The organism is Paenibacillus sp. ATY16, assembly GCF_003399985.2.
Lineage (GTDB): Bacteria > Bacillota > Bacilli > Paenibacillales > Paenibacillaceae > Pristimantibacillus > Pristimantibacillus glycanilyticus.
Map to the genome: position 1 here is coordinate 40,434 of NZ_NMOK02000013.1, position 13,916 is coordinate 54,349.

Sequence of the window (13,916 nt, forward strand, 5' to 3'; positions counted from 1 at the left end):
CACCAAAATAAAAAGGGGACCACATGGCCCCCTTCGGTCTACAGCTTTACATATTTCTGATGTTGGAGAAAATACAACCCCATCTCCTTCACCGGATACCCGAATGTCTTATTCCATTCCTCAGCATAAACCTGCACCTGCGGTTTATAGAATCGGACAAAGTCCGCTTCCTGCTCGGATTCGAATACATCGGTCTTAAAATCGACAATGACCCAGCCATCTTCTTCTTCAAACAAGAAATCGATGACGCCTCTTACATACAGCTGTTCGCCTAGACTCCCATTTGCTTCATCCAGTTGTTTTGAAAGGTACAAGGTCACTTCATGCAGCCTCTGCTTAGCATTTAAGCTTCGCTTCCACAGATCGCCCTCCGTAACTTGCCGGATCATAGCTGACGCAATCGGAATCCAATCCAACGCAACTCCTTCTTGCTCTGCCAAGTACGCAATATATGGCTCTAGCTCGGAGGCTTCAATAGCTCCTGTTCCGATCATCTCCAGACAACGGTGAACAAGACTGCCAAAAGCCTGCCCCCTCCCTTCAGATGACCATTCCGGCGCAGACCCAGCACTCTTGGTCAGAGCCGTTACCGAGACTCGCTTGTAAGATTCTTGACCAATTGCATCTCGACGATTAGATAAGTCCTGCTCCAATTCTTCTAATCGCGGCTCTCCTGTATAGATGGGTCTTGGTGAAGGATTCTGTTTCATAACCATCAACTCTGGAACATGTTCATCTTTACTGTCCACCAACGGGCTCCAAGGACATAAATCGGGTTGACTAGGATATAGGCTAACAACTAGCAGCTGCTTGGCACGTGTAGCGGCAACATATAGTAATCGGTCCCTCTCGGCGTTCATGAATAGCCGTTCTCGCTCACTCATTGCGGTCCATCCCGGAGGCTGTGCAATGATTTCTTCTTGGAACTGATATTGCTTCCTTGTGATCGTAAAATAACCTTCTGCTGGCGAACTCATGCGGTTAATATATTGCTTGGCATCATGATCCGATTCTCCGCATGGACAAGCCAGAAATACAACTGGAGCCTCCAGTCCCTTGGCCTTATGCAGGTTCATAATTCGGACAGCGCCGCTGCTGCCTGCGATCAAGCTCATGGTCTCAGGACCTTTGCCTTGTACCAATTGACGAAGCCGCTCACTTAAGGCAGCCCAACTTCCAACAACATCCGGCTGAGTCTGCAAAAGGTGAACCAGTCTTAGTATAGAGCCTGCTCGGGTAGCTCCCGCTTCTTGTACTGCCGCATAGGTTAGCAGACCACAATCCTCCAAAATCATTATCAATGCAGCCATCGCGGGATATTGTTTCGTCCATTCCTTGTATTGTCTCAACTTTAGCAAGGCTTCTGCCACTGGCTTTTCTTCTAGTGAACAATTATTAAGCTCAGGAACGAGATAATATGAGAACTTATAACCTGCCTGCCGGTAAGCAAATAAGGCGCTGTCACTGATTCCAAAGAGCATACCTCGAAGTACGGCAAGCAAAGCTACGTTATCCGTTGAGTCCTGAAGTACAGCCGTCAGTTCAGCAATAACAAGCATTTCGTAATACAAAGCGGCACTTCCGGCGGTATCTGCCGGTATACCGTATCGATCCAATTCTTCTTCATACAGATGCAGGAATTCTTTGGTCTTCGTTAAGATAAGAAAATCTCCCGGCACCGCATGACGGTAAATAAACTGTCCTGTGCGAGTGTCTTTTTCTTGAATACGGAGATTGCCATTACTGCATGCCCACGAGATGTAGGCTGCAATCTGCTCCGCATCTGCTTCTGCTGTCTTCTGTTTGCCTCCAGATATTTTCGGGTAAGTCAAAGTTCGAACGCCATACAGGGAAGCCTCTTCTTGAGGATCAACTGTCTGTGTGTCCATATGTACAAATCCCGCCTGTACCTCTGTTGCGGAAACCGGAAATTTGTCCAGAAAGGTATCATTAACGAATTGGCCAATAACATCGACTGAGCGAAAATTACTGGAGAGAGTCAGCAGCTCCCCGCATGCTGCCACCTTGTCTTTCACTTCGTTATAGATGGAAATATCTGCTCTTCTGAAACGATAGATGGATTGCTTGGGATCACCTACGATAAAGAGGGACCCGGGACGAGGCTGCACTTTTTTCCAATCCTGAATATCCGCCTCCATCTCATCTGCCGCCAGCAGAAACATCATTTCTGCTTGAATAGGATCCGTATCCTGAAATTCATCGATAAGGAGACGCCGGTACCGCTTGGCAAAATATGTCCGTACCTCCGCATGTTCTCGAAGCATAGCCGTTGCTTTTTCCAAAAAATCCTGAAAGCTAACAAGTCCGGCACTTTGTCTTCTTTGTTTACAATACTGTACAGCAGGCAGGATGAAGGAAATGAATTTCGGATACAGATACTCCCGCCAATCTTCGAGAAAAGGAAACAAGACTTGAATCTGCCACTCTTGAAATCGTTCGTTAAGTTCCTTGGCTTTTTTCTTGTCCGTCCAACGATTCTGAGTAACGGAAAGCTTGCGTTCGAAACGTTTGGCCATGCGGAGCAAAGCAAACTCGTCTTCTTCAAAGTTCATATACCGTTCATTCCGCTTAGTATGTCGAACGACCTTCTGGAGAGCATCCCATCCTTTCTCCGGTTCCGTTGTCGGGATATAAGGATAGGCTGCATCCACAAGTGGAAATAGAGATAATCGAATACGGTCGAAGTCAGGCCGCTGAACAGACGGGTCAATTCCGATATGCACATCTGAATATTTGGATACATCTTCATAAGCGCTGCGTAAAGTAACCACATCAACGCCCAAATTCAAGAGTTCTTCCAGCTGACTCTCTTGACCGGTTACCCTTAGGTGCAACAGATATTCTTCCCAGCATAGCCCCCGAAACTCTTCCTCTAATGGTTCATCCAACTCGACAAAATCGGGATCTAACCCGGATTCAATCGGACGCTCACGCAGCAGCATACCGCAGAAAGAATGAATGGTCCCGATAAAGCATTCATTGACATGGCGTAGCGCATGATGAATTCGTTCTTGTTCCTCGCCTAAGGAGCCTTTCCTGCCCTCCCGTTCAAGCGCAAGACGGAACCGTTCACGAAGCTCATCCGCTGCCTTATTCGTAAAGGTAATAGCGGCAATCTCACTCATTACCGCTTTTCCTGATCGGATCAGCTGTAACATACGGCCAACCAGACTCGTTGTTTTACCTGAACCAGCACCGGCTTCAACCAGGAATGTTGTATCCAGATCCAATTGTATTCTCTCGCGCGCTACATAATCACTTGGTCTACTCAATGCTCTCCACCTCCAGGAGCGACTGCAGAATGGAAGTATTCTCCTCGAAGGTACGCTTCTCTTCCATCCATTCCGCATGCGGCCCGCATACCCGGTTATAATGACACCACTTGCATTTGGATTTATCTTGGGTTGGCACATACACGCCGCTCCGCATGGAGTCTAGCAGCAGACCAACAATATAAGCAAGTTCCTTGCGGCGATTCTGGATTTTGACAACTTGCTCGCCTTGTCCTCTGACCGTCGGGAATAGATAGGCTGATTCCGTCACCACGGCCTGTTCATCAAAACCGGACTGCCGCATCCACTCTTCCGCAGCTACTGCATACAGCGCGTGCTGCAGCTGTGTCCCCTCATTGAAATAGCTGGACTCGCTGTATTTGTTCGGGTTACCTGTCTTGTAATCGATAATTCGATACCTATGAGGGCCAACTTGATCGATTCGATCCACAAAACCTTTCATACGAATGTGTAATTCATCTTCCAGCTTGATCAGTAATGGCTCGCCATGAATGGCAAGTTCCTGTTCAAACAAGATAGGTCGATCCGAGCACCCAAGTTCACGTTTATAGTACACTTCAATATCCTCATGCAGCTCACGGCACTCTTTCTCAAATAGAAAAGGCGAGTGAAAAGGAACCGTATCTGCAAATTTCGTAATGACTTCATTCGTAATCTTATATAACTTATCCCGGTCATGAAGAATCTGACCTTCCCTATCTCTATCGGCCTCATAGAGATATCGGTAATAGACTTCATGCAGCAGCGTCCCCCGCTGATCGGGTCTAAGCCAAGCAGATGGATCGTGTTCATTGGCTTCTTTCGGCCACAGTCCAAGCTCATAACTGAAATAGTACTGCATCGGACATCTAGCATAATGCTCCAAGCGGCTTGCACTAATTGCAGGGGATTCGCTCGAACGGTCAGTATTTAGATCTACACGGGATATCCAGCCATCATATTGGCTTAATCGTTTCGCCCGCCTTGCCAAGCTAGCGCGCCGGCCATGTGAAAGCATCGTTTTTACCCGCTCGACAGCCTCTAAACCATTGATCCATCCAGCCGTACCATTACGTCCAGCAAGTTCCTGGCTCCAGCGGTCACCTTGATCCAGAGCGTCGTTTGCGTTTGAGCACCAATAGCCGATTGGTTCACCTAGGTCAGCATGGAGAGCAGTAAAATCCGCCTCCTCATTCCCTGTCTTTATCCGATACGTTTGAAGCATTTCGAAAGCAGGGTGAATCATCTCTTTATCTAACGGATCATAGCAGGAGCAGCTCATCGTTACCTGTCCGCGGAACTTTCCGATTGTTGCATCACATTGAAGACGTGATTGCTGCATGCGATCAACAGATAGTTGTAATGCTGGACTGATTCGAACTCGTTCCTCATCCAGAAGAACGGGATCCTGTCTGGTTCCTGATGACCAGCTTCGTTCATCCATACCAACGATATAGGTATTTTCCCTTCCGGAATATCCTCCACTGGACAAGGAAGAAATGTGAAGCTTCCCTGGTTCAGGAATGGATGTAACATAAGTTCGGATGTTGCTGATGACTTCTTTGGCATAACGAAGGGCCAGATCTTTCTGGATATAAACTTCATCGCCTCCCGTTAAGGATTCTGCTATTTGTCGTAATTGCTTAGCGACCTTCACGTCTTCCTCACTATTGGCAGAACCAAAATGTTCAACGAATGAAGCGGCCGCTCGAATGATTGATCCAACTGTCCATCTCTCAGAAGCAGAGTCAGGCAAGAAACTCCATATCGATTGGAAAACCTGTCTTACGCTTTCTGTTAAATGTTGTACAGCTTCGTCTGACCCTTGTTGCGGAAGTAATAACCTGTCGTATCGTTCACGCCCACTTCCAATTCCGAGACGCTCTAAATAGCTGGCCCATCTGCTGTTATTTCCCGCTTCATCATATTTTCTAAATGAAATCGTACCTTCTAGGAGCATCATTAGGATAGGTTGAATTGGAAAATCATTGTCCACCCAGTTCATAAACTGCATAGCCGCTCGCCCCGCCGAACATATCTCAAGTGGAAGTCCTTCTGCAAAGGTACAAGGCAAACCATGTGCATAGCTTAACGTATAAAAAATGCCGGCATATTGCTCGTAATCGGATACCACCACTTCCACTTGATCTAATCTGATCTGCCTGGACATGACTCTTCTGAAGACTTCCCTGGCCTCAGCTATTGCTCCGGAAACATGAAACATTTCCACCCGCTCCGCAGGAAAACCCGACTCCTTGGTGTAGAACGGTTTACCAATGTCAGGCACCTCCACATAAGCTCCTGCCAGCTTCTCAAGCATTTTTTTGGAGATGAGATCAGGCAAGGCGTGCGGGAAGACCAAATAGTGGACATGCTCCCTTGACGGTTGAACAAAGGCATTTAATCCAGCAAAGTCCACCAACTGCTGATCGCAAAGGGTTTCTTCATATCTGCGATACAGCTCTTTCAGATAGATTCCTTTACGAGTATCTAGGAACGAATCGATTTGTAAGGTATGTGAGCCGACGCCTGCCATTCGAAGCTCTGAAATTGCTTGATGCATCAGCCTCACAACACCGGGCTGAATGAGATCAAGTGGGATATAGCTATCTGTTTCATTCGCTAGCTCATGCATAAGAGAGTGAATAAGCCAGTATGTGCGACTGCTGTCTGCATATTGAACTTTTTCTCGATGAAGCTGGTAGGCCGTATGTTCAAGAATTAACGATTCAATGGTATGAACAATGACGTTTACCAACGGCTGCCCCGATCTAACAATCCGTTCTAACATCTGATGTCCTTGTGCAAAGGATGGAACAAGAAGTATTTTCTTCTGTAAGGGGTACTTCACAAGATATTGCCTCAGCCATTCCATTTCTTCAGCTGTATGCATCCATTCCTCGAAAGCTAGCATTGTCACTCTTCAAAGTACCCCTTTCGATCCGTAGGTGAATGTTTAAACACTCCATACCGATTAAACTGACTGTTTGAGTTTTGTCCAAATGTTTTGTCTGGTTTTCTGTTTCTTGTTATTAGAAGCCTGCCATATCGAGTCCGGCTTCTTTACTTGAATTGTATACGGTCTATTATTGCTTTGAAGATGATTGTAATGGTCATGACGGAGCATCCACTGCCTGCATGCTGTACAATGCCATGCCGTACATGGGATATAGTCGGAATGATTGTTTTTCGTTATTTTCAGATCCACTTGACATTTCACGAGAACAACGGCGCATTTCCTGCACATCTCTTCATGATCAGCAAGAACGAGATCAATGAAATCAAGCTTAATTTTATTTGGAGTTTGTCTATTAACGGACGGGGCAGATGCTGCTGCTCGACTTAAGGCAGGCAGTTTAGGAGCTGCAGAAGATACTTGAGACTGTATAATCCAGCTTCGATTATTGGAATCCATTATTTTCTGAAAAGCTGACAGCACGTATCCCTTGTCGCACTTATTACAGTACAACACGTCAGTCATAAGAAATGTGGAATGCTTTCTCGTCTGATTGGCTGCATAGGAAACCTCTAACTTGCGTGCTGTTACATTACTGTTGCAAGATCTGCATTTCAATATGATTTGCTCGATGAGCTCAACACTTCTAAGTCGGTTAATACTCACTGCAGCCACCCCTCCTCTAATTGCTTCACTCCTCAACTTTCGACATTCTCCCTGCAATCCCTTTTTAAGGAAGTACCTAATACCTAGATCTGTGGTCTCAGTATATTTATCCACGTAACTCCATCATAAAGCACCGTTGATGGCAACAGATTGTCAGCGAATGAATGTTCTGGAACGTCCAAAGCAAAAACACCTTCAAAAGTTATCCTCCGTATTCTTACGCTGAGGCCTCCTCTTGAAGGTATTTTAATTTACAACTAAGCGATACAATTCCCTAGTAAATAAAAGAACAGCCCTACTCACAGGCTGTTCTTACTAAGGATTCAATTTCTGTACAATACATTCAATCCACGAAGGTATAGATTCTAATCGATAAGTTACTGTACCATGATCTGCCCCTAATATAATCCTGCCTTCTGATTGACTATTATCAATCACGATCAAGTGATCAATTAGTTGAAGCTGAGAGAGCAAGTTTTGGATAGAGGTATCATGGCGCCTTTTAATATCTTCGGAGGGAATGTGATGTCCACCATTTTTAACACGGACAGCTACCCTCTCGATATTCAAATGATAATCGCCTAGACCAACATAAAACATGGTAACTTCGAATCCGTTCATTTTGGCATCTCGCATGAGCCGAATGACATTCCCGCCAGCCAACGTTGTTTCTATTGAAAAATCCCTACCATTACGAATACATTCCCTAGCTAATTTAATGGCTTCTTTCCCTGCAGTCACTTTACGACTCTCCGGATGTACCGAATCAATGCCCCTTGCCAGTGCATCGGGATCAATATTAACGCTTATTCCAAGACGGTCAACAATAAGATTTCGTATGGTGCTTTTCCCGCTTCCATTGTTCCCCGCAAAAACGTACATCATCGGTGATAGTTCATGCATGAGGGGAATCCTGTCCGGTCACAGGGATAACATGACCGTCATTATATTCCTTCACAATCTGGCCTTCTAACGTTTTATAGACAATGTATGTTTCGTTTGCCTTGGCATCCAGCTTAGCACGATCACCAGTGAGCTTGATAAGTTTTTGCAGGTCTTTGATTTGATTCATACGTTTCACCGCCCTCGTTAAACAACTACGACATTTGATTCTTATTATAACACAATAAAGCATACGCCGAATAAACAACCCTCCTGGTCAGCTTTTGACCAAGCGGGAACTTATCTATGTTTTAAATAATACACAGTTTTTTGAACAACTTGTTGACCAAACGGATTTATTAGCTTTGGCACCGAATAGATCCTCTCATTATTCCTGGTAGTTAAAAATATGTCGTTTAGACTAAACTGAGAAATACCTATACCCACAAAGGCTCTACTAATCCATACAGAAGATAATTGAGAACCAGTTGGGTACGTAAAACGAAATCCGACTCATCATGATCGACGATTTCTTTAAGGTTTATCGTTTATCAACTCTTTTTTTAAAAGATTATATAGAGGAATCGACCTTATCTTATATGTTCCGTAAATCAAAAGGTTTTATGATACTTAGCATTTCTCTCCTGTTGAAGAAAGCTCAGGAATGTTTCTTCATCCATGGGATTTGAAATACGATAGTGATCCGACGTCCAATTTTTTGCGGGATGTTCAGACAAAATCCAATCAGGTGGCACCCTCATTAATACCGCAAAGAAACTAATCAACCTAACATCAATTTCAAATTCCTCATCGGTAGAAATGATACTACGTATTTATACCTGCTTTCTTTTTTAATAGCTTCTTGCAATAGGAATATAACACCATGTAAAACCAAATAAAAGCCATACCAATTAAGGTATGAATTATCAACTGTAAATTTTAGATTAATTCACTAACTCAAACTTCTCCAATCGTCTCTCGCTTCAAATTCAGAGTATCAATTGAAGCATAACACTCAATGATTCTCCCCTATTGTAATCTAAGGGCTCCATGTGCATAAAAAATCACGTCTTCTCCTTTCCTGTTCGTTTCTGAACGCTCTGGACAGCTTACAGCAAGAGGAATACAAGTGATGCTTGATAAATACGCAGCACTTGCAAATATGGAGAATATAACGCCACACAGATTTCGTCATTCATTCTGTAAAAACCTAGCCAACTCTGGAGCACCAATTGAAATAGTAAGACGATTAGCAAGACATGAAAATATCCAAACAACAGCAATCTATATTGACCCGAGCCATCAAGAACAGATTAATGCGTTAAGAAAAATGTAAAGCCATTACCTTAATTAAATTACAATAAGTCAGTTTTACTGCATTGGTACAATATCGCATTACACCATACGACATCTCCTTCACTATTTTACCTACCCTTTATTTGGAAGTTCTAATATAATAGACTTGCTACTATTTCACTATTTTAATGGGGGCTATGTCGTATTATGTCCAAAGTTAATGCAAACGTTATTATGAAAACTTTAGATTGGTCATATGAAAAAGCTGTTAACGGTTTTACAGGATTTGATTCAGCAGAAGAGTTAGCTCAAAATTACCTAAAGAATTCAAAGGATATTAATGAAGCGGTTGATTCATTAATCCGTTGGCAGGTATCAAAATCTGCAACATCTGGTTTTATAACCGGTATTGGTGGAGCGATTACAATGCCTGTTGCTATTCCAGCTAATATTGCGAGCGTCATGTTAGTACAGGTTCGAATGATTGCAGCTATTGCGCACATGGGTGGTTTTGATCTACGAGATGACCAAGTAAAATCATTTGTTTATATTTGTCTATGTGGAAATGGTGCGAAGGATATATTGAAAGAGGTAGGAATTGTAATCGGAACCAAGCTTACACAATCAGCTATTCGAAAGCTATCTTCAGCAGTCATTACTAAAATAAATCAAACCGTTGGATTCAGACTTTTGACCAAATTTGGACAAAAAGGTGTTATAAACCTAGGTAAAGCAGTTCCCCTTGTTGGAGGTATTGTTGGAGCAACCTTTGATGGAACGGCTACAAGAACAATTGGGAAGGTCGCTAAACAAGCATTTATTATTCAATAGAATAAAATCTATAATTCTCTTTTTTAAAGCCCAGAAAGTGGGCTTTTTTATTGAAGTAATACTTAAAGCATCAATGGGAATCTCTAAAAAACCAATATTTCGTCATCTGATCTCATTTTAAATCATTCTATCGTACGAATGCTATAAAACCTTATGTTTCCTTGCTTCAACACATATTATCTTGTATTTTCGCATTATCTAAGATTTTGAAATAAAGAACGACAAAACCTTTGCTACAGTTAGAAATACTTGATATTACATTATCGGAATCGGACAATATTAATATCTTCGGTCGCAACATGGCTATACAACTTGTCCATGCACGAAACCGAAACGAGCGCAGCGAATAGAGGTTCAAGACTACGCTCTGTACCTTCGCTTCGGTGGCTACCGCACACTTTGCTGACGCAAAGTGTGCGGTGCCTTAGACACTCGCTTATGCTCGAGATTTAAGGCGTGCTGAGACGAGAGGAATTTATAAAGTGTCCTATTTTTTCTCTAATATATATAAATTAGGTCACTTACGATTGATTATCAATCGGCAACTTATTTATTAAGGAAATGGTTTTCCACCCTTTTTCATTTACTGCAATCAATACGCCCTGGTCATAAAACACACTTCATCATCAGTATTAAAATGTTCAAAGAACGATTTCTGCTCGTCAGAGATAACGCCATTATGCATATACGCACTAATATCTGCTTTAGCAGGTAAAGGGAATGGGTTAATATTATCTGCGTTCTAATACCTTGAATGTCCTTTGCAATCGTCTCTTGAACCGCCTTCCCTTGCTTCAGCAGATGTATTGATAATACGCCAACGAAGGAACAACCTTTTCTTGCAGTTATGTTTGTTCAATACATCTTTAAATTCGTATCCGCTATAAAGAGTCCTTGTAATTGCATTTGTCCCATCAAGAATTAAAATATTACCAAGCTTTGCATAATTAATCCTTGCTGAGCAAAGTATGTTTGCCTTATTTGCCCTCCTATCTATAGAAGCTGCACCTTTATTATTAAAGATGTTGATGAACCTCCTCATTTTTACATAAGCATCTTGATTCTGATTAAACGATGCAACTGTCAATTTCGTTAATATTTCTTTAAATTGAATACAATCAAATTCATTCTTAATGAATCGCTCTAAAGGCTCAGTTGCAGTGCCTGTATTAAATTTCAATTCTTTTGTCACTAATTGCATAATCATATTCCGACCAAACAGACACGCACGCCGTCTATTGTTTAATATGCCATAAAATCGCTCTACTTCTGCAATAAGATTGATTAAGCATAGTATATAAAATCCAATCTCCCGAACAACAGGGTGAAAGTATTATGATGTAAGAAATTACCTGCAGCATTCTCTCAAAACAAAAAACTCGCTCAACGATTGAGCGAGTTTTTTCACATCTATTAATGCGCGGCCGCAGGCCGCTCCTTCGCCTTATCCGACTCGATCGCGTTGCGAGTCGCAGCCTCTTTATCCTGGCTGAGCTCCTCGATCGTCTTCGTCTTCAGGCGCGCAGCGCCCTGATAATTCTCCCGCGTTGGCAACAAATCTCCACTTGCCAACCGCTCCTCCGCTGCCGCGATAGCATCCTTATACTGCGGCAGCCACTTCGCCTGCGCGACGAGCATCTCATCGGCCATCTGCCAGATCTCCTTCGGATTACACACCGCGCCGGTGAGCGGGTCCATCATCATCGCTTGGCGCAGCAGCTTGTCGTCGCCGTGGACGGCGGCTTCTACGGCCATGCGTTGGACGGAGATGCTGACGTTGCAGACGGCTGCTGGGCCGAGAGGCAGGTCGCCGACAACCGGCATGTTGATGCCGTTGCGGTCGACATAACCCGGCGCTTCGATAATGGCATCGTCCGGCAGGTTGGTGATGACGCCGTTGTTCACGACGTTGAAGTGACCGCGGTACACTCGGCCTGTCTCGAGACCTTCAATAATGTAAGAGCCATGCTCTTCGCCGCGGTTCTCGGCCGTGTACTTGAACGGCTCTGCCTTCATCCAGTTCGGGAAGTCGGTCTCGAACCAGTTGCGGCCTTCGGTGCAGACGCGGAGGTAGCCGCCGGTCTCGCCGTTGATCCATACGCCAAGATCGATCCAGTCCTTGATCTCATCGGCGCGTTTGCGGTACCAAGGCACGTATTCGCTTAAGTGGCCATTCGATTCAGTGGAGTAGTAGCCGAAGCGGCGCAGCATGTCGATGCGGACCTTTTCGGTCTGAGCGAATTCCGGCACCGCTTCGAATGCTTCCAAGAGATCCCCCGTACGGTCAACGCCATCCGTCTTCACGGAGATGTACCAAGTCTGATGGTTAATGCCCGCACAGATAATGTCGACGTCCTTCTTCTCCCGGCCCAGCGCACGCGCGATTTGGTGGTGTCCGCCTTGTACGCCATGGCAGAGGCCGATGGTACGTACACCACCGTACTTGTTGCAAGCCCAAGTCAGCATCGCCATCGGGTTCGCGTAGTTGAGCAGCAGCGCATTAGGTTCCGCTACCTCGCGGATGTCCTTGCAGATGTTCAGCATTTCGGCAATGCCGCGCTGGCCGTACATGATGCCGCCCGCACATAGGGTATCGCCGACGCATTGGTCGATGCCGTATTTGAGCGGAATGTCGATATCGTATTGGAACGCTTCAAGTCCGCCAATCCGTACCACGCAGAACACGTAACGCGCATCCTTAAGCGCCTCTTTGCGGTTGGTTGTTGCTTGGATCTCAATGGACAAGCCATTTTCGTTGATGTCTCTTTGGACGAGCTGGGTTACCATGTCGAGATTATGTTCGTTAATGTCTGTAAAAGCAACCTGGATATCCTTGAACTCCGGCACGGCGAGCAAGTCTCTCATCAACCCGCGAGTGAACCCGATACTTCCCGCACCTACGAATGCCACTTTAAAACTCATAAAAAACGCCTCCTCTTCGCCTATAAGGGTGTTGTCTTTCGTTACCCTTATTCTAACAGGCGGAAAAAGAAGGCGTTTCCACATTCGCAACAGCTTGCGTTAGATGTTGTCAACTATTTCAACTTCATAATCGGTCCAGCTGGTAATCGTATTCTTGGATTTACGGTATTCCGCAGGCGAGATGCCCGTCATTTTCTTGAACAGCATGCTGAAATATTGGCGGCTGTTCAGCCCGATATGATCCGCCACTTCAATGATGGGTACATCGGTCCGGGCAAGCAGCATTTTGGCTTTATCCATACGCAAGTCCACCAGATATTCATTGATGGTCTTGTTCATATTCGATTTGAAAATACGCTGGAGATAGACGGGGTGCAGATTAACGGCGGCCGCAATATCCTTGGCTTGGATCGCCGTATCGTAATATTGATGAATGTATTCCGTTGCTTGACGCACGTAATGATGGATTTGGCGCTCCGTGCTATTTTTCGCCTCAACGGCAACCAGCCTTCCAACGCGGACGAGCAGCTGGGACATCAGAAGATTGGTCATCATCTCGCGCCCCTGCTCCTTGCCTTCCCCGCCTAGATCCAGCTCAAACACGAGATTCCGCAGGTTCACTTGAATATCTTCATAGTCTCTCAGCACGATGGTATCGAGCCGCTGCTCCAGCAGCTTGGAGAACATCGGATTATGATTGGCCAGCTGGTTCATCGAGGGATAGATGCCGTCGCAGGGCTGGAACCCAAACTCTACGTTCAGCATCCGGCACGGACTGCCGCTCTCCACAATCAGCCTATGCGGCACGCCGGCGTTCAGCATAATAAGATCGCCTTTGCGCATCGCGATAACGTCCTTATTCGTCTCCACCGTGCAGTTTCCGGAAATGACGTACATGAACTCCGTCCAGTCGTGCTGGTGGAAGCCCATGTGGAAATCCTCCCACTGCTTGTAGTAATACGCCATGATCTTGGGCCGGAACTCCCCGTCTCTCCACTTTGCATCGTAAAAGCTGTTCGCATTCATGCTTTCCCCACCTTTGCAGCCGGTATAGCCTCTAAGGTCAGCAT

General features: G+C 45.0%; 9 protein-coding genes. 2 read left to right on the forward strand and 7 right to left on the reverse strand.

The window, feature by feature from the left end; all coding sequences use genetic code 11:
- Positions 1-38: 38 nt before the first annotated feature.
- The 4 genes from CFI03_RS06950 to CFI03_RS06965 form a co-directional block, all read right to left on the reverse strand.
- Positions 39-3,293 carry a UvrD-helicase domain-containing protein gene (locus CFI03_RS06950; RefSeq protein ID WP_248756943.1) on the reverse strand — a complete coding sequence of 1,085 codons (3,255 nt, stop codon included), beginning with the start codon at positions 3,291-3,293 and terminating at the stop codon, positions 39-41.
- The gene (locus CFI03_RS06955; protein WP_248756966.1) at positions 3,286-6,207 is read right to left on the reverse strand and encodes a PD-(D/E)XK nuclease family protein; all 2,922 of its coding nucleotides are present in this window, start codon (positions 6,205-6,207) and stop codon (positions 3,286-3,288) included. The genes CFI03_RS06950 and CFI03_RS06955 overlap by 8 nt, the downstream gene beginning before the upstream one ends.
- A 1,023-nt stretch (positions 6,208-7,230) precedes the next feature.
- Positions 7,231-7,818, reverse strand: a complete 588-nt coding sequence (locus CFI03_RS06960) for an ATPase (protein WP_248756944.1) — start codon at positions 7,816-7,818, stop codon at positions 7,231-7,233.
- Positions 7,811-7,987, reverse strand: coding sequence for a hypothetical protein (locus CFI03_RS06965; RefSeq protein WP_248756945.1), 177 nt, complete (start codon positions 7,985-7,987; stop codon positions 7,811-7,813). The genes CFI03_RS06960 and CFI03_RS06965 overlap by 8 nt, the downstream gene beginning before the upstream one ends.
- Positions 7,988-8,878: 891 nt before the next feature.
- On the opposite strand from CFI03_RS06965, the gene CFI03_RS06970 reads away from it, so the two are divergent.
- Together CFI03_RS06970 and CFI03_RS06975 are read left to right on the forward strand one after the other, a co-directional pair.
- Entirely contained in the window at positions 8,879-9,133 is a 255-nt protein-coding gene (locus CFI03_RS06970; RefSeq protein ID WP_283094445.1) for a tyrosine-type recombinase/integrase, read from the forward strand.
- 167 nt (positions 9,134-9,300) lie between these two features.
- Positions 9,301-9,924 carry an EcsC family protein gene (locus CFI03_RS06975; protein WP_248756947.1) on the forward strand — a complete coding sequence of 208 codons (624 nt, stop codon included), beginning with the start codon at positions 9,301-9,303 and terminating at the stop codon, positions 9,922-9,924.
- A gap of 742 nt (positions 9,925-10,666) precedes the next feature.
- Here CFI03_RS06975 and CFI03_RS06980 read toward each other — a convergent pair.
- The 3 genes from CFI03_RS06980 to CFI03_RS06990 form a co-directional block, all read right to left on the reverse strand.
- On the reverse strand, positions 10,667-11,125 hold the full coding sequence (locus tag CFI03_RS06980; protein ID WP_248756949.1) for a hypothetical protein: 459 nt from the start codon (positions 11,123-11,125) through the stop codon (positions 10,667-10,669).
- Between the two features lie 212 nt (positions 11,126-11,337).
- Positions 11,338-12,846, reverse strand: a complete 1,509-nt coding sequence (gene melA / locus CFI03_RS06985) for an alpha-glucosidase/alpha-galactosidase (RefSeq protein WP_248756950.1) — start codon at positions 12,844-12,846, stop codon at positions 11,338-11,340.
- A 99-nt stretch (positions 12,847-12,945) separates the two neighbouring features.
- Positions 12,946-13,872, reverse strand: coding sequence for an AraC family transcriptional regulator (locus CFI03_RS06990; RefSeq protein ID WP_248756951.1), 927 nt, complete (start codon positions 13,870-13,872; stop codon positions 12,946-12,948).
- Positions 13,873-13,916 lie beyond the last annotated feature (44 nt).